General features: G+C 66.1%; 11 protein-coding genes. 3 read left to right on the top strand and 8 right to left on the bottom strand.

Annotated features, from left to right (window positions below):
- Positions 1-47: 47 nt before the first annotated feature.
- The 3 genes from metH to ACYX4S_RS03170 are packed head-to-tail and all read right to left on the bottom strand — an operon-like array spanning position 48 to position 5,760.
- Positions 48-3,779 carry a methionine synthase gene (gene metH, locus ACYX4S_RS03160; RefSeq protein WP_476361859.1) on the bottom strand — a complete coding sequence of 1,244 codons (3,732 nt, stop codon included), beginning with the start codon at positions 3,777-3,779 and terminating at the stop codon, positions 48-50.
- Between the two features lie 20 nt (positions 3,780-3,799).
- Positions 3,800-4,723: a methylenetetrahydrofolate reductase [NAD(P)H] gene (gene metF, locus ACYX4S_RS03165; RefSeq protein ID WP_293724454.1), complete on the bottom strand. Its 924-nt coding sequence runs from the start codon at positions 4,721-4,723 to the stop codon at positions 3,800-3,802.
- Entirely contained in the window at positions 4,723-5,760 is a 1,038-nt protein-coding gene (locus tag ACYX4S_RS03170; RefSeq protein ID WP_293724456.1) for an ArsR/SmtB family transcription factor, read from the bottom strand. Before ACYX4S_RS03170 ends, metF begins: the two co-directional genes overlap by 1 nt.
- A gap of 172 nt (positions 5,761-5,932) precedes the next feature.
- Here ACYX4S_RS03170 and ACYX4S_RS03175 point away from each other — a divergent pair, with 172 nt between their 5' ends.
- Positions 5,933-6,604 (top strand): class I SAM-dependent methyltransferase, encoded by a 672-nt coding sequence (locus ACYX4S_RS03175; protein WP_476361860.1) that lies wholly within the window; start codon positions 5,933-5,935, stop codon positions 6,602-6,604.
- Between the two features lie 43 nt (positions 6,605-6,647).
- Here the strand turns inward: ACYX4S_RS03175 and ACYX4S_RS03180 are convergent, their stop codons facing one another.
- Together ACYX4S_RS03180 and ACYX4S_RS03185 are read right to left on the bottom strand one after the other, a co-directional pair.
- A complete protein-coding gene (locus ACYX4S_RS03180) occupies positions 6,648-8,915 on the bottom strand; it encodes a mechanosensitive ion channel family protein (RefSeq protein WP_476361861.1) in 2,268 nt (755 codons plus the stop codon).
- 242 nt (positions 8,916-9,157) lie between these two features.
- The gene (locus tag ACYX4S_RS03185; RefSeq protein ID WP_476361862.1) at positions 9,158-10,240 is read right to left on the bottom strand and encodes a DUF2336 domain-containing protein; all 1,083 of its coding nucleotides are present in this window, start codon (positions 10,238-10,240) and stop codon (positions 9,158-9,160) included.
- A 270-nt stretch (positions 10,241-10,510) separates the two neighbouring features.
- On the opposite strand from ACYX4S_RS03185, the gene tsaA reads away from it, so the two are divergent.
- Positions 10,511-11,053: a tRNA (N6-threonylcarbamoyladenosine(37)-N6)-methyltransferase TrmO gene (tsaA, locus tag ACYX4S_RS03190; RefSeq protein ID WP_476361863.1), complete on the top strand. Its 543-nt coding sequence runs from the start codon at positions 10,511-10,513 to the stop codon at positions 11,051-11,053.
- Between the two features lie 920 nt (positions 11,054-11,973).
- A complete protein-coding gene (locus ACYX4S_RS03195; protein WP_476361864.1) occupies positions 11,974-13,050 on the top strand; it encodes a DUF2336 domain-containing protein in 1,077 nt (358 codons plus the stop codon).
- A gap of 32 nt (positions 13,051-13,082) precedes the next feature.
- On the opposite strand, the gene ACYX4S_RS03200 is transcribed toward ACYX4S_RS03195, so the two are convergent.
- From ACYX4S_RS03200 to ACYX4S_RS03210, 3 genes are all read right to left on the bottom strand, one after another.
- Positions 13,083-14,336, bottom strand: coding sequence for an amidase (locus ACYX4S_RS03200; protein WP_476361865.1), 1,254 nt, complete (start codon positions 14,334-14,336; stop codon positions 13,083-13,085).
- Between the two features lie 174 nt (positions 14,337-14,510).
- Positions 14,511-15,569, bottom strand: a complete 1,059-nt coding sequence (gene ppk2 / locus ACYX4S_RS03205; protein WP_476361866.1) for a polyphosphate kinase 2 — start codon at positions 15,567-15,569, stop codon at positions 14,511-14,513.
- Positions 15,570-15,726: 157 nt separating this feature from the next.
- A complete protein-coding gene (locus tag ACYX4S_RS03210) occupies positions 15,727-16,269 on the bottom strand; it encodes a BA14K family protein (protein ID WP_476361867.1) in 543 nt (180 codons plus the stop codon).
- Positions 16,270-16,364: the final 95 nt, after the last annotated feature.

Here is a 16,364-nt window from a genome sequence, read left to right on the forward strand (position 1 = left end):
GCCCGCCCGCGACCCGGGGCGGGACCAATTCTCCGGTCGACGACGGCCTATTCGGCCGCCGCCATCTGGTGCGGGTCGTAGTTCAGGATCGGGGCCAGCCAGCGCTCGGCCGTGGCAAGGTCCCAGCCCTTGCGTGCGGCGTAGTCCTCGACCTGGTCACGCTCGATGCGCCCGACGCCGAAATAGTGGCTGTCCGGGTGGGCGAAATAGAGCCCCGAGACCGAGGACCCGGGCCACATGGCGAAGCTTTCGGTCAGCTCGATGCCGGTGGCTTTCGGTGCGTCGAGCAGATCGAAAAGGGTGCCCTTCTCGGTGTGGTCCGGCTGGGCCGGATAGCCGGGCGCCGGCCGAATGCCCTGATACTTTTCGGCAATCAGGTCCTCGACCGAGAGGTTCTCGTTCGGCGCGTAGCCCCAGAACTCCGTGCGCACCATCTGGTGAAGCTTTTCGGCGAAGGCTTCCGCCAGACGGTCGCAGAGCGCCTGTGCGAGGATCTTGTTGTAGTCGTCGCGGGCCGCCACGTGGCGGGCGATGATTTCCTCCTCGCCGTGACCGGACGTGACCGCGAACCCGCCGATCCAGTCGGCGATGCCGCTGTCCTCGGGCGCGATGAAGTCGGACATGGCCACATTGGCGCGCGTGCCGCTCGCACGTGCCATCTGCTGGCGCAGCGTGTGCAGCACCGTGCGCTCGCTCGTGCGGCTCTCGTCATTGAACAGCACGATATCGTCGCCGCGCGCCGCAGCCGGCCAGAAGCCGACCACGCCCTTCGGGCGAAGCTGTCCCTCGCGCACGATCTCGTCCAGCATCCGCCGGGCGTCGTCGTAAAGCGCCTTGGCCGCCGGGCCGTAGCGGTTGTCGGTCAGGACGGCCGGGTAGGTGCCCTTGATCTCCCAGGTGGAGAAGAACGGCGTCCAGTCGATGACGGCGGCCAGCTCCTCCAGCGAGATGTCCTCGATCACCCGGGTGCCCGCGATCCGGGGCTTCACCGGACGGTAGGTCTCGAAGGAGGGGCGGAAGGCATTGGCGCGCGCCTCGGCGATGGGCGTGCGCTTTGCGCCGCCGCGCGAGCGGGCATGCCCCTCGGCGACCTTGGCGTAGTCGGTGCGGATCGCCTCGATGTAGTCGGCGCTGTCGGTCTTGCTGAGCAGCTTGGAGACCACGCCGACCGCGCGGCTGGCGTCGGTCACGTAGACGGCCTGGGAGCGGCGGTAGTTGGGGTGGATCTTCACCGCCGTGTGGATCTGGCTCGTCGTCGCGCCACCGATCAGCAGCGGCAGGTCGAAGCCTTCGCGCTCCATCTCGGCCGCCACGTTGCACATCTCGTCGAGCGACGGCGTGATCAGCCCGGACAGGCCGATGATGTCGACCTTCTCCGCGCGTGCGGTCTCCAGGATCTTGGTCGCCGGCACCATGACGCCGAGGTCGATGACCTCGAAGTTGTTGCACTGGAGCACGACGCCAACGATGTTCTTGCCGATATCGTGCACGTCGCCCTTCACGGTGGCAAGCAGCACCTTGCCGGCGCTGGACATCCCCTCCAGTCCCTGCTCGCGCTTCTCCTGCTCCATGAACGGCATCAGGTAGGCCACCGCCTGCTTCATCACGCGGGCGGACTTCACCACCTGCGGCAGGAACATCTTGCCGGCGCCGAAGAGGTCGCCGACGACGTTCATGCCGTCCATGAGCGGCCCCTCGATGACGTGCAGGGGGCGTTCGGCCTTCGCTCTGGCCTCTTCCACGTCCTGCTCGACATAGTCGGTGATGCCGTTGACCAGCGCATGGGCGAGGCGTTTCTCCACCGGCAGCTCACGCCAGGAAAGATCCTGCACCTTCTGCTTGCCGCCCTTGCCCTTGAAGCGGTCGGCCGCCTCGAGCAGGCGGTCGGTCGCGTCGGAGCGGCGGTTCAGCACCACGTCCTCGGCGAGGTCGCGCAACTCCAGATCCAGATCGTCATAGACGGCGAGCTGGCCGGCGTTGACGATGCCCATGTCCATGCCGACCTTGATGGCGTGGTACAGGAACACCGAGTGCATGGCCTCGCGCACCGGCTCGTTGCCGCGGAAGGAGAACGACAGGTTGGAGACGCCGCCCGACACATGCGCGTGGGGCAGGTTTTCGCGGATGAAGCGGGTCGCCTCGATGAAGTCCACGCCGTAGTTGTCGTGTTCCTCGATGCCTGTGGCGACCGCGAAGACGTTGGGATCGAAGATGATGTCTTCCGGCGGGAAGCCCACCTCGTTCACCAGGATCTCGTAGGAGCGCTTGCAGATCTCGACCTTGCGCGCCTGCGTGTCGGCCTGGCCGTCCTCGTCGAAGGCCATGACGACCACGGCCGCGCCGTGGCGGCGAACCAGCTTCGCCTGGGCGATGAAGGCCTCGACGCCCTCCTTCATGGAGATGGAGTTCACCACGGCCTTGCCCTGGACGCACTTCAGGCCGGCCTCGATCACCTCCCACTTGGAGCTGTCGACCATCACCGGAACGCGGGCGATGTCCGGCTCGGCGGCCACGAGGTTGAGGAAGGTGACCATGGCCTCCTTCGAATCCAGCAGGCCCTCGTCCATGTTGACGTCGATGATCTGGGCGCCGTTCTCGACCTGGCTGCGCGCGACCTCGAGGGCGGTGGCGTAGTCGCCTTCCTTGATGAGCTTGCGGAAGCGGGCCGAGCCGGTGACGTTGGTGCGCTCACCCACGTTCACGAAGGGGATCTCGGGCGTCAGCACGAAGGGCTCGAGGCCCGACAGGCGCAGGCGGCGCGGCGGATGGGCAAGCTCGCGCGGCGCATGATCCGCGACGGCTTCGGCGATGGCGCGGATGTGCTCGGGCGTGGAGCCGCAGCAGCCGCCGACGACGTTGACGAGCCCGCTTGCGGCGAACTCGCCCACCAGCGCGGCCATGGCCTCGGGGCTCTCGTCATACTCGCCGAACTCGTTGGGCAGGCCGGCATTGGGATAGGCGCAGACCAGCGTGTCGGCGATCCGGGCGAGATCGGCGATATGGGCGCGCATCTCCTTGGCGCCGAGCGCGCAGTTGAGGCCGATGGACCACGGGTTCGAGTGGCGCACGGAATACCAGAACGCCTCGGGCGTCTGGCCGGACAGGGTGCGTCCGGACAGGTCCGTGATGGTGCCGGAGATCATGACCGGCAGCTTGACGCCCTTTTCCTCGAACACCTCGTCGATGGCGAAAAGGGCCGCCTTGGCGTTCAGCGTGTCGAAGATGGTCTCGACCAGGATGAGGTCCGATCCGCCGTCGATGAGACCGCGCACGGCCTCCGCGTAGGAGTCCTTCAGCGCGTCGAAGGTGATGGCGCGGAAGCCCGGATTGTTCACGTCCGGAGAGATGGAGAGCGTGCGGTTGGTCGGGCCGATGGCGCCGGCGACGAAGCGCGGGCGCGAGGGATCGCGCGCCGTGACGATGTCACACGCCTCGCGGGCGAGCCGCGCGCCTTCCACGTTCAGCTCGTAGGCCAGTTCCTCCATCGCGTAGTCGGCCTGGGCGACGGTGGTGGAGGAGAAGGTGTTGGTCTCGACGATGTCCGCGCCCGCCTCGAGGTAGAGGATGTGGGTGTCGCGGATCGCGGGGCCCTGCGTCAGGTTGAGAAGGTCGTTGTTGCCCTTCACGTCCTGCGGCCAGTCCTTGAAGCGCTCGCCGCGATAGCCGGCCTCGTCGAGCTTCATGGTCTGGATCATGGTGCCCATGGCACCGTCGAGAATGAGAATGCGGTCCTTCGCGGCAGCCGTGAGGGTTGCGGCGGCGTCGGTTGTCTTGGTCATGATCTCGTCGCGGTCCTGGTTCACGCGGCCTGCTGTTCCACCGGGGCGGGCACGAGGCCCAGCATCCGGCAGATGGCGAGGGTCAGCTCGGACCGGTTCATGGTGTAGAAGTGGAAGTCGGTGACGCCCCGGTCGACAAGGTCGAGCACCTGCTCGCAGGCGACGGCGGAGGCGACCAGCTTGCGCGTCTCGGCGTCTTCGTCGAGGCCCGAGAAGCGGTGTGCCAGCCAGTGCGGGATCGAGGTGCCGCACTTGGCGGAGAACACCATGGTGGTCTCGAAGTTCACGATCGGCAGGATGCCCGGCACGACCGGAATGGTGATGCCGGCGGCGCGGACCTTCTCCAGGAACGTCTCGAAGAGATCGTTGTCGAAGAAATACTGGGTGATCGCGCGGGTCGCGCCGGCGTCGATCTTGCGCTTCAGGTTGTCGATCTCGGTCTGCCAGTCGGCGCTCTCGGGGTGGCGCTCGGGATAGGCGGAGACGGACACTTCCATGTCGGGCGAGATGCGGTGGATGCCGGCGACCAGATCGCCCGCATAGGCATAGCCCTGCGGATGCGGCTTGTAGATGGCGCCGATGCCTTCCTGCGGGTCGCCGCGCAGGGCCACGATGTGGCGCACGCCAAGCTCGTGGTAGGAGCGGATGACCTCGTCGATCTCCTCGCGACTGGCGCCGACGCAGGTCAGATGCGCGGCCGGACGCAGCGAGGTCTCGCGGATCATGCGCTCCACCGTGCGGTGGGTGCGCTCGCGGGTCGAGCCGCCCGCGCCGTAGGTCACGGAGACGAAGGCCGGGTTGAGCGGCTCCAGCCGCTTCACCGCGTTCCACAGCGAGGCTTCCATCTTCTCCGTCTTGGGCGGGAAGAACTCGAAGGACACGTTGACCCGGCTGGCGGAGTCATTGCCCAGCTCGAAGCGGCGGAACTTGTCGGATGAAGACATCAGGCGACCTCCTGGGTCAGGTTCAGTTCGGGCAGGTCGGACACGATGCGCGGATCGCGAGCCAGCCAGATCGTGACGGTGAGCCGGTCGGAATCGCCCGGACCCGGATCCAGATCGCGCGCCTCGACGAGGTCGAGGCCGGCGCTCTCCAGCCAGCGGGCCATCTGGTCGTGGGAGAACCCGAGACGGCGGTGGGCATGGTCGTCGCGCAGGAATTCCAGCGCGTGCGGGGCGAAGTCGACGATGAGCAGGCGCCCGGCCGGACGCAGCACGCGGGCGGCCTCCTCGATGGCGCGGCCCGGATCGTCGAGGAAGTGGAGCACCTGGTGCAGGGTGACCAGGTCATAGCTCTCGGCGGGAACCGTGAGGGCGTAGATGTCGCCCTGGCGCACCTGTGCGTTGCGCAGTTCCTCGCGTGCGATGTTGGCGCGCGCGACCGTCAGCATGTCGTGGCTGGCGTCGAGGCCAAGCGCCTGTTCGTACTGGTCGGAAAAGAGCTTCAGCAGGCTGCCGGTGCCCGTGCCCAGATCGAGCATGGTGCGGAAGGGCCGCTTGCCGACGAGTTCGCGGATGGCCTCTTCCACGGCCGCCTCGGGCACGTGGAGCGAGCGCTCCTGGTCCCAGGTGGCGGCGCGCGAGGCGAAGAAGGCGGCGGCGGCCTCGGCCTTGGCCCGGCGCAGCGCTGCAAGGCGCACCCGGTCGGCCGCCAGCAGCGGGTCGTTCGGGTCGAGGCGGTCGAGCAACATGCGCGCGAAACCGCCGAGCGCTCCCTCGCCGAGCCGGTAGAACACCCAGGCGCCTTCGGGGAAGCGCTGCACCAAGCCGGCCTCGGTCAGAAGCTTGAGGTGACGGGAGATGCGCGGCTGGCTCTGGCCCAGGATCGTCGTCGCGTCCTTGACCGTCAGTTCGCCGTCGGCCAGCAGGGCAAGCAGGCGCAGACGCGTGTCCTCGCCGACCGTGCGCAGCCCGACCAGCAGCTGCTCGGCGCTGAGCTGCGGCTCTCCGGGTGCGTTGGGGGTGGTCGCGTCGGTGGTCATGCGCATCCTCGAATGTCTGTCCCGCAGGAAGATATAAAGATATGTTTATACCTGTATTGATCCAAGTGCAAGGGCGTGTGTCCATCGCGCGGCAGGCGGGGATTGCCGCTGCCGGTTCTCCCCCATAGTCTCCGCCTCCCTTGAAACCACTTTTCCAGGACACGTGAGCGCCATGACAGGATTTGACGATCCCGCGACTGTTTCCCGCTACGCGCAAGGGACCGTCCAGCGGGTGCCCGGCCTTTCCGCGCTTCACCGCATGGCGTTGCTGCTGCTTGGGGAAGGTGCCGCCCGGGACGCGGCCATGCTTGTTGTCGGGGCCGGTGGCGGCATGGAGATCGATGTCTTCGCAAGGGCGCGTCCCGGCTGGTCCTTCGATGGCGTGGATCCCTCGGCTGAGATGCTTTCGCTTGCCTCGGATGTCCTGGCCCCCTTCGGCGAGCGGGTGTGCCTGCACGAGGGACTGGTCGACGTGGCGCCCGAGGGGCCTTTCGACGGGGCGGCATGTCTCCTCACGCTGCATTTCGTCGATCGGGAGGAGCGGCTTCGCACCCTGCGCGAGATCCGCAGGCGGTTGAAGCCGGGCGCGCCGCTGGTCGTCGCCCACCACAGTTTTCCGCAGGGCGAGAACGAGCGTTCGCTCTGGCTGTCGCGCTATGCCGCCTTTGCCGCCGCCTCGGGCATTCCGTCCGGCAATGCGGAAAACGGTGCCGTCGCGCTCGGCGAGCGCCTGCCGCTGCTGTCTCCCGAGGAAGACGAGGCGCTGATCGCCGAGGCGGGCTTTGCCGACGTCTCCCTGTTCTATGCCGCCTTCACCTTTCGCGGTTGGGTCGCGCGGGCCTGACCGGAGCCTGCAAGCACCCGGTCAGGACCCGTGACGAGCCGGATCAGCGGTCGTCGGTTGACCCGCCACCGGACCGGGCGGCGGCCTCCTGGTCGAGCAGCGCGCGGGCCGCGCCGGCGGCGGCCGTTTTCTCCGCCTCGCTCAATTCGCGCTGTTCGCCGTCTTCCTGCGCGACACGCACGGTGACCTGGCGATGGGCGAAATGGATGCCGTTGGCCTCGCACAGGTCGCGGATGCCCGAGTAGACCACCTTGCGCAGCTCGAACTGGTCGCCGGGACGCGTCATGAACTTGACGCGCACGATCATGGCCGAATCCTCGAGCGCGGTGACGCCCTGGGATTTCACCGGCTGCAGGAACTTCGGCCCGTACTCCTCGTGCTCCAGAAGGCTCTGGCCGAACTTCTTGATGAGCTTGCGCATCTTCTCCACGTCCGTGTCGTAGGTGACGCGGAAGGCCAGCTTCATCACCGCCCAGTCGCGGGAGAAGTTCTTCACGTATTTGATCTCGCCGAAGGGCACCGTGTTGAGCGGGCCGTTGTGGTGGCGAAGCTGCATGGAGCGGATGGAAATCTTCTCCACCGTTCCCTTCACGCTGCCGATGTCGATGTACTCGCCTTTCCGGAAGGCGTCGTCGAACAGGAAGAAGGCGCCCGAGAAGATGTCGCGAATGAGGGTTTGGGCGCCGAAGCCGACGGCAAGGCCGACCACGCCGGCACCGGCGAAGAGCGGCCCGATGTTCACGCCCATTTCCGAAAGCACGATCATCGCGCCGATGGAGACGATGGAGATCAGCAGGAAGTTGCGGAAGATCGGCAGAAGGGTCGCCAGGCGGCTTTCGCCGACGCCGCCGATCTCCATGTCGTGACCGCCTTCGCTCTTGTTGCCGTTCTCGCGATGGATCTGGCGGTCGATGGCCAGTTCCACCGCCCGGTAGGCCATGTAGGCCAGGAAGACGATGACGCAGATTTCGAATGCGTTGCCGACGATCGAATCGTCGCCGGTGATGTCCACGCCCCATTTGACCAGGATCGAGCCGGCCGCGACCACCACGGCCAGGATGCTTGCGCCGTGGTCGAGCAGGTCGCGATAGGGCAGGCGGTGCCGTTCGGCCTCCATGGCCTCGGCCGCGGCCTGGGCACGTGTTTCACCTTCGTCGTGGACTTCTCCCGCAGAGGCTTCCGCGCGGGCCAGGTCCCTGGCGCGCCGGTCGAGCTGCCGCTCGCTGTCGAGGCGCGGCAGCAGCAGGCGGTCGATAACGAGGATGAGGATGCCGAGCACGGCGGCCCAGATGATGAGCGCGTAGATCGGCGCCGCGACGAGACCGATGGCCGCGTCTTCCTGCAGCAGAACGCGCAGTGCGGAGACGAGGAAGGCGATCGTGAAATAGGCGATCAGGACCGGCAGCCAGATCCTCGTGATGAAACGTCGAACCGGGCTCGGGGTTTCCTCTTCATGGAGACCGGCGCTGGCCAGAAGACCGGTCAGCGCCTTGCGGTTGACGATCGCGACGGCGGACAGCAGCAGGCAGGTCATGCCGACGGTAAGAATGAGTCCCAGCCGGTGTCCGGCCGGTTCGAGGCCGAGCGCCTCCATCCAGTCGCAGACCGCCATCATCGCGATGGAGAGCCCGCCGGCGGTCATCAGGCCACGGTAGAGCGAGTTGGATTGCCGGGTGCTGAGCGGCAGCATTCGTCCGCCGGGCAGGCCGGGCGCCAGGATCGCGCGCAGCACGATGCGCAGAACCAGGAAGGTGAAGGCGCCCTCGAGCCCGATCAGCACCGAAACGCGGGAGGCCGGATGGCCGGAAATGAAGGCGAAGGCGATTGCCACCGCAACCGCCATGAAGGGCGCGACGGCGAGCAGCATGATGGCGCCACGGGCGATCAGGAAAATGATCCGGGTCGAGCGGGTTCCCGCGCCATCGGGCATGCGCTCGTTCAGGAAGCGGGCGAACAGCCAGCGTTCGCAAAGCGTCAGGGCCATGGCGCCGGCGACGAAGGACCCGGCCAGAACGATCAGGCTGCTCCAGATCCAGTCGAGCGAGCCGTTCGCGGAATGGGAGGTCAGGATGCGCATGGTCTGCGCGTCGAAGTCGGGCAGGGAGGCCAGCGTCTTGCCGAGGGCCTCGCGCACCTGCAGGCCGAGACGGACGAAGTAGCGTTCGCCAGCCATCTCCGTGGCCGTTTCGGCGGCAAGGGCGGGGACCGAAACCAGCGAGCCGGCCAACGCCAACAGACTTGCCAGAAGAAATGCGACGCGTGCGAAAGGCTGTCGAACGCCTCTCCCCCGCATGATCGATCGATCGGTCATGATGCCCCCAAGACTAAAACGGATCCCGCTGTCCGTGCGGCGAGGTCCAACTTTCGGGGCATCTTAGCGTATGAATGTAAAGGAAGTTATTGCAGGCGAGGGAAATTCGGCGATCCGCCGCGTGTGGAACGCCGAAAACCGGCCTCACCACCTGTCATGGAAACGCCGGGGCCGATCAGGGAGCCTGCTTCGGCTGTGAGCGAGACCGCCTCCGACCGGGACGACCGGAGGCGGACCATGTTTCAGCAGGCGAGGCGGCCGTGCCAATCGCTCAGGAGCTTGCGGGCCGAGAACGGGTTGATCGCCTCGAAACGGGTCAGGGCCTTTGCTCGCAAGGCGTCGTTCAGCAGGTAGCGCCAGGGGCCGACCGTGAGGACCTTGCCAACGGTCTCGCTCGACAGCTCACATGCGCGGGCGACGATCAGGAAGGGATCCGTGTCGACGCGCACCATCCAGTGCTTGGCTTCCTCGAGGCCGATGTCGCCAAGCAGGGCGAAGGTGCCCACGACCTCCGCGAAGCGATCCTCCTCGGCAAAGCGCAGCAGCGTCTCCTCCGAGATGCCGGGACCGCGGGCGATCGCATACACCCGGCCCATGGCGGTCTCGAAATCGTAGCGATGCAGCCAGAAGTCGTTGGACAGCTTCTGTGCCGCGACGCGGGCCGCGTCGGGAACCTTGCCGGTACTGGCTCCGGCATTGGAGAGGAGCTGCATGCGCACGCGTTCGCTGGCCAGCCCGGCGAGCGTCTCGACCGTGGTTTCGTCCAGGTCGCCGCGTTTCGCGAGCGCCATCTGCAGGTCTTCGTCCACACCGGCAGCCTCAAGGAGGCTCGTGATGGCACGCTCCGACAGATTGGCGCCGCCGTTGCCGGCGACCTTGCGGTGAACGTCGGTGCTGCCTCGCTCCACCAGAACGTCGGTCACGATCTCCGACAGGATCTCGCGGGTGGCGATGGCGATCCGGTGTTCATCGCCGTGACCGCTGGCGATCTCCACGAGGTCGGCATCGCGCAGGACGGTCGACTTCTCCAGAACCGGCCGCGCGACGGCGATCTCGTCGCTGGCGAGCCGCCGGATCGTGGCTTCGGGAGCACGGCGCAGGGACGCCAGCCGGTCGGAGATGAATGCACGCGCCTGGGTTTCGACCATGTCCGACAGTCGAACGAGTACCGAATCATAGATCTCGATCTGCTCGTCCGAGCAGGATTCGGAGGTCAGCGAAAACAGGGTCGCCACGTTGCGGGCAAGCTCGTTGCGGCGCGTCATGTCCTTTTCGTTGGCGAGGGCCTCGAAGTTGACCAGCTCGGTATTCGGCAAATTAGACATCGTTTTTTCCTGACCGAGGGAATTCGATGCTCTTGGGTAGCACGGGCCGACTAAACAAAAACGCGATCTCGAGCACTAATATATGAAACTTGTTTTAGCCTTGTTTTAAGAAATCTCGAGGCGGTTTCGATTAAAATTGTCTGCATCGCGGCATTCCGCTGGCACGAGGCCGTCAAGGCTTGCGAAACGGACGCGGGATGGCACTCTCAAGGGCGCACCCGCATTCGCTTTGCGGACTGACGTAGCGGCATAAAAACTGTGGAGGAGCGTATGGCCGGGCATCAGGCGGACGCGGAAACGGACGCATCGCGCAAGGGCGCCTCGAAGGCGGCGCGGCCCGGCGAAGTCATATTGGAGCAGGATCCAGCCAGCCTGCCGGCCGATGCCGGACTGGTCTTCATTGGCCATGTGGAAACGCCGTGGCGGACGGTTTCGGAGTGTCCGCGCAACGGCGGCAAGACCCGCGAGACCTGCAAGGTCGTGGTCCGGCCGGAATATGCCGAGGGTCTCGCCTCGGTCGCGACCTGCAGCCATCTCGTTCTTCTGTACTGGATGCATGAGGCGCGGCGCGACCTGATCGTTCAGGCGCCGTCCTTCGCGGAGCGGACCCACGGCTGTTTCGCGCTGCGCTCCCCGGTGCGGCCCAATCCGGTCTCGCTGTCCGTGGTCGAGCTTCTCGCGGTGGAGGGAAACGTGCTGAGCGTGCGCGGCCTCGATTGCCTTGACGGGACACCGCTCATCGACATCAAGCCCTATTTCGCCTCGACCGACAGCCGACCGGACGCCCGCGTCGGCTGGAGCGACAAGCGCTGACCGGCGCGCCCACCCTGGACGATTTTTGCAAGGACCTCTTCCCGGGACGCGCGTCTCTGCAGTCGGAGGGCGGGCGTGAGGTCATACCCCTATCCCCGCCTGCCCCTATCCCCGCCTGCGACGTCGCGAACCACGCCTTACAAGCACACGGGGTCTCCGACCCGCTATCCCCCGATCCGGCTGAAACGGGGAAGGGGCACGGACTGACGGCCGGGGCGATTCCGCCCCGGGAATTTTTCTGGTACCCGGGCGGTCACCCGCCCGGGAGAGATGTCATGGGATGCGTCAATTCCGCTCAATATTACGACAATTTTGCGTCGTTTCTTGTCGGATTTAAGCTGGATCGCGCTTCAATGCGCAGGTCTCGCTGACTGTTCCGGCGGTCGGTCGGACCGGCTTACGGATGTGCGAGCCTCTCAGAGAACCCCGACGACAATCGCTGCGACGAACACAAATGCAGCGCACGCGGCCAAGAGGTTAACATTGCGGACAAGTGTCATGCTGTGGCCTCCCGCAGTCTTTCGACCCGTAAATAATAAGTTACCGCGAAAAACCGGCAAGCGAAAAATATGCTGCGCTGCGAAAACGGTTGCGCCGGGAGCTCAAGAACATCCTGCAAGCGCATGGACTGGCTGAAAAAGCGGGCGAATGTCGCAGGTACGCCGGCTGAGGAAAATCGGAGGCATCCGGGGCCGGTGTCCGGAGGTTTTTCGTTCGCTCGCGGACGTCGGCCGGCGAGGACAGGGGTTGGCGGGGCCACGGGACGTTGAGCGACAGAGTTTCCTGTCTCCTCGCAAGCTTTTCCTGGCAAGGTTCAGTGAAAAAGACCGGGAAACCGCCACTTTTGCCCAGTTCCTCTGGTTAACCTCAGGGAAACCGCATTGCGATAATCTGCGAGACCTAGGGAAAAGGGATGCTTCATGAACGCCTCGCATCTTTCCCCCCGGTCCGCTGAGGCATCCGGGGACAAAATCGGCGAACTGGTCGGCATGCTGACGGACATGTTCTGCCGATCCGGCAAGGCCGAGCGCGAGCGCGTCAGTGCGGTGTTCTCGGAAGTGCTGCTCAAGGTTCTCGATCGGCTCGAGGCGGCCTCGAGGGTTGTTCTCGCCGAGCGTATCGGCGCGGAAGACAGGGTTCCAAAGCCCCTGCTCAAGAAGCTCGCCAGTGACGAAGAACTCGATGTGGCCACCCCGGTTCTGCTGAACTCGCCGGTGCTCAGCGACGAGGATTTCGCCAGCATCGTGACAGAGGTCTCGAACGCGCACATGCTGGTGATGTGCCGTCGGCGGCCGATCCGACCCGTCCTGACCCGCGTTCTCGCCGAACGCGGCGATGCGGAGGTGCTTCGCAGCCTCACCCGGAACCACGCCGCCACGCTCGGCGGCGACACCTTCGATCTTCTGGTCGCCCGCGCCCGCAAGGACGAGAACCTGCAGGAGGCGCTCAGCGAGCGCCCCGACATGCCGGTTTCCTCGGCGGAGCGGCTGGTGCCGTTCCTTTCGCGCGAACTCGCCCAGCGTATTCGGGACGGAAGCAAGAACGAGGCGCTGGTCAACGCGATCGCGACGCGCACCGCGCGCGAGGTCGAGATCCAGTTGCGCGAGTTTTCGGGCGCGGCGTCCAAAACCCAGCAGCTCATCGATTCCGCGATCGACGGGAAGGTTCCGGTCGATGTCGCGGTCTCCGCCTTCGCCGACAAGGAGCGGGCCTTCGAACTGGCGCAGTTGCTGGCGCGCAAGGTCGACTGGCCGGAAAACGTGGTGGTGCCGCTCGTCTTCCGCGACGACGAGAAGCCGCTCTTCGTGCTGTGTCGCGTGAGCGGCGTCTCCAACGAGGCCTATGGCAAGGTGGTCCGGATGCGCTCCAAGCGGATGCGTCTGTCGTCGGCCACCGCAAGCGAGTCGATGCGCCGCTACCAGGAACTCGGTCCCGGCGAGGCGCGCAACGCCTTCATCGCCATGGCGAAAAAGCTGAAGCTTCCCGCAAACCTCTGACCCCCGCGAACCTCTGACCGGAGAGCGGCTGCTCAACCGTCCGCAAGGCAGGTTTCCAGCCAGTCCGCCGCAAGGAGGGCCGTGCGGTCGCGCCCGAACGGCGCCAGCACCTGCATGCCGAGCGGCAGGCCGGCCGGCGACATGAGGCCGGGCACGTTGACGGCCGGCACCCCCATCAGCGTCCAGACGCGGTTGAAGACGGACGACCCGGTGGAGGCGAGGCCCTCCGGGGCGGCCCCTGGCGCGGACGGCGTCACAAGAACATCGACGGAGCTCATCACCTCGGCGCAGGCGCGCCTTGCCGCAAGGGCCGTTTCCTGTGCCGCGTCGTAGTCGGAGGCCTGGATGGTCGCGCCCTCGTCCAGGGTCTCGAGAAGCACGTCGCTGATGCGTTCGGGCGCAAGGTCGCGTTCCGCGGCCAGCGCCCGTGTCGCCTCGTAGTCCTGAATGGTCTTGTGCGCGGCAAAGGCCTCGCGAAAGACGGGCGGCAGGGAGACGGTGGTCACGCGCGCGCCGGCGCGCAGGGCCAGATCGCGTGCCCGGTCGAACGCGGCGGTCATCTCCTCGTCGGCCTGTGCCCAGGGCTGGGGCTCGAGGAATCCGAGATGCGGTGCGCCTGCCTCGGTGTTGTCGATCCGCCAGTCGCGCGCCGCGAGAAGGCCCGCGCCGAACGCCACGTCCCGGACGCCCTTTCCGAAGACGCCGAGCGTGTCCAGCGACCAGGAGAAGATCTTGAGACCGACTGTCGGGAGGCGACCGAAGGTCGGCTTGAAACCGGCGACGCCGCAGAACGAGGCCGGGCGCACGACCGATCCTCCGGTCTGGGTGCCGAGCGCCAGGGGAAAGAAGCCGGCGGCAATCCCGGCTGCCGAGCCGGACGAGGAGCCGCCCGGCGTATGGTCCGGATTGTGCGGGTTGCGCGTGGGCCCGGGAGAAAAGAACGCAAATTCGGTCGTGACGGTTTTGCCGATAATGGCCGCGCCGGCGCGCCGGGCAAGGGCCACGGCCGCCGCATCGACCGCCGGGCGGTGTCCGGCGTGAATCGGCGATCCGTAGGCAGTCGGGTGGTCGCCGGTCTCGATATTGTCCTTCACCGCCAGCGGCAGGCCGCGCAAGGGACCGCAAACCGCATGTCCGGCCGCCCGGGCGCGCTCGAGGTCGAGGCTCGCAAAGGCCCTTATTTCATCTTCACGCTTGGCGATGCGCTCACCGATCCCGTCGTAGATCGCGTCGAGTCGTTCGCTGCCCTGTTCAAGGGCCCGTGCCAGATCCAGCGCCGAAAGCATGGTGTTCCTCCCGCAAACTGCGCATGAAGAGGGCTGCGAGGCACGCTCCCGCGTGCTCTCCACCTGCCATTCCGCGCCAGGTCACCCCGGTCAGGGGGCGGATTCTCTCCTGTGATTTTTTCGGATGCGAAGGGTCTCTGCAAGCCGTTTCAAGGCTTTGCGGTACGGATCGCGTCAGGAACCACGTCGTTTGCCTGGATGCAGGGACTTGCCGAGGATGTGGGCGTCGCGTCCGATCACATGCGCGCTGGCTCCGACGATCAGCGGATCGGGACCGCGCACCACCGAGCGGTTCTTGTCGGGATAGGGCAGGCTGGAGAGGAAGTGCTGCATGCAGTTGAGGCGCGCACGCTTCTTGTCGTCCGACTTGACCACCGACCAGGGCGCGTCGGCGGTGTCGGTGTAGAAGAACATCGCCTCCTTCGCCTCGGTGTAGTCGTCCCAGCGGTCCATGGAGGCCCGATCGATGGGTGAGAGCTTCCACTGCTTCAACGGGTCCGTTTCGCGCTGCCGGAAGCGGCGGCGCTGCTCCTCGCGGGAAACGGAGAACCAGTATTTGAAAAGCCTGACGCCCGACTGCACCAGCATCTGCTCGAAGAGCGGACACTGGCGCATGAAGTCCAGATATTCATTGGGCTTGCAGAATTCCATCACGCGCTCGACGCCGGCGCGATTGTACCAGGAGCGGTCGAAGAATACGATCTCGCCGCCGGACGGCAATTGCTCGATGTAGCGCTGGAAATACCACTGAGTGCGTTCCCGCTCGCTCGGCTTGGACAGGGCCACGACCCGTGCGTCGCGCGGGTTGAGATGTTCCATGAAGCGCTTGATCGTGCCGCCCTTGCCGGCCGCGTCGCGTCCCTCGAAGAGCACGACGATCTTCTCGCCGGTTTCGGCGACCCAGCGCTGGGCCTTCAAAAGCTCGACCTGGAGCTCCGCCTTGTGTCGCTCATAGACCTTGCGGCGCATTCGTGCGGCGTAGGGATAGGAGCCGGTCTCGAAAACCTCCCGGATCGCACTGGGGTCATGGCGCATTCCGGCCAGTTGATGGCGCCGGGCGGCTCCTCCGTCGGGTCGGGGAGCGGCGCTCCTTTCTCCGGGTTCGGGTGACACCTCGCGGTCCGGTTCCGCGCCTTCGGGCACGCCGGGCTGCGGCGTAACGCCGGAAGCGGTGTCGAGATCGCCGGGAGACGCTTGTTCTGCCTGAGCCTTCGATGCCGTCTTGTCCGCCACCAGCCTTATCCTCTCTGATTCCGCTACGTCGAATTCCGCTCCGAGCGTTGCACAGGGTGTTTTGCCGGCGCAATCGGGAGAGACGCGGATGAGATACGGCTCCGGATGCGTCAGGCATCCGGAGCCGTGGGGTTCAATCAGAGAGAAGGGGAGGGGATCAGCGGCAGAAGCGCTTCTCGCCGGAGTAGGCCGTGTAGGTTCCGCTTCGGGCATCGAAGCTGCGGTACTTGTCAGCGCAATAGGCGTACCATTCCGAGGTCCAGGGCTCGAGAGCCCCCGTCACCACGGTCGGTGCATCGGGATAGTAGGGCTTGCGGAAGCCCGTGCCACGGTTGGCCGGATCGATGTAGGTGTCCCGATCGGGAACATAGCCGTAGCCCGGCTCATAGCGCGGATCATAGGGAGGGTCGATGTAGTCCGGCTGGCTGGCCGAGGAGGCAATCGCCGCGCCCGCCGCCAGGCCGATCACGCCGAGCGCGATCGCAGCGGCAGCATCTCCGCCGTTGTCGCGGTCACGGTCACGACGCCAGTTGTTGTTGTGGCGACGGTGGTGCCGGCCCTGCCAGTTATCGTGCTGGCGGTTGTGCCAGCCGTGACGCCGGTCCTTGGCTTCTGCCGAGGTGGCCGCGACGGTCGGGAGCATGAAAGCGCCGATCAGGGCCGCGGCAAGAAGACGGGTGGAAAGACGCTTGATAGCCATTTGCGCATCCTTTCGCGTGGAAGCTTCAGTCACGCCTACCTTGTCGTACGGCTGTTGAACCGTCCCTGAGATGCCCGTTCATCCGGCGTTCATCT

The sequence above is a fragment of the Stappia sp. ABD4_338 genome (genome assembly GCF_056312175.1).

What these genes read in the sequence shown, in the direction of transcription:
- metH (WP_476361859.1), bottom strand. Translation starts at nt 3,779, where the DNA reads ATGACCAAGACAACCGACGCCGCCGCAACCCTCACGGCTGCCGCGAAG.
- metF (WP_293724454.1), bottom strand. Translation starts at nt 4,723, where the DNA reads ATGTCTTCATCCGACAAGTTCCGCCGCTTCGAGCTGGGCAATGACTCC.
- ACYX4S_RS03170 (WP_293724456.1), bottom strand. Translation starts at nt 5,760, where the DNA reads ATGACCACCGACGCGACCACCCCCAACGCACCCGGAGAGCCGCAGCTC.
- ACYX4S_RS03175 (WP_476361860.1), top strand. Translation starts at nt 5,933, where the DNA reads ATGACAGGATTTGACGATCCCGCGACTGTTTCCCGCTACGCGCAAGGG.
- ACYX4S_RS03180 (WP_476361861.1), bottom strand. Translation starts at nt 8,915, where the DNA reads ATGACCGATCGATCGATCATGCGGGGGAGAGGCGTTCGACAGCCTTTC.
- ACYX4S_RS03185 (WP_476361862.1), bottom strand. Translation starts at nt 10,240, where the DNA reads ATGTCTAATTTGCCGAATACCGAGCTGGTCAACTTCGAGGCCCTCGCC.
- tsaA (WP_476361863.1), top strand. Translation starts at nt 10,511, where the DNA reads ATGGCCGGGCATCAGGCGGACGCGGAAACGGACGCATCGCGCAAGGGC.
- ACYX4S_RS03195 (WP_476361864.1), top strand. Translation starts at nt 11,974, where the DNA reads ATGAACGCCTCGCATCTTTCCCCCCGGTCCGCTGAGGCATCCGGGGAC.
- ACYX4S_RS03200 (WP_476361865.1), bottom strand. Translation starts at nt 14,336, where the DNA reads ATGCTTTCGGCGCTGGATCTGGCACGGGCCCTTGAACAGGGCAGCGAA.
- ACYX4S_RS03210 (WP_476361867.1), bottom strand. Translation starts at nt 16,269, where the DNA reads ATGGCTATCAAGCGTCTTTCCACCCGTCTTCTTGCCGCGGCCCTGATC.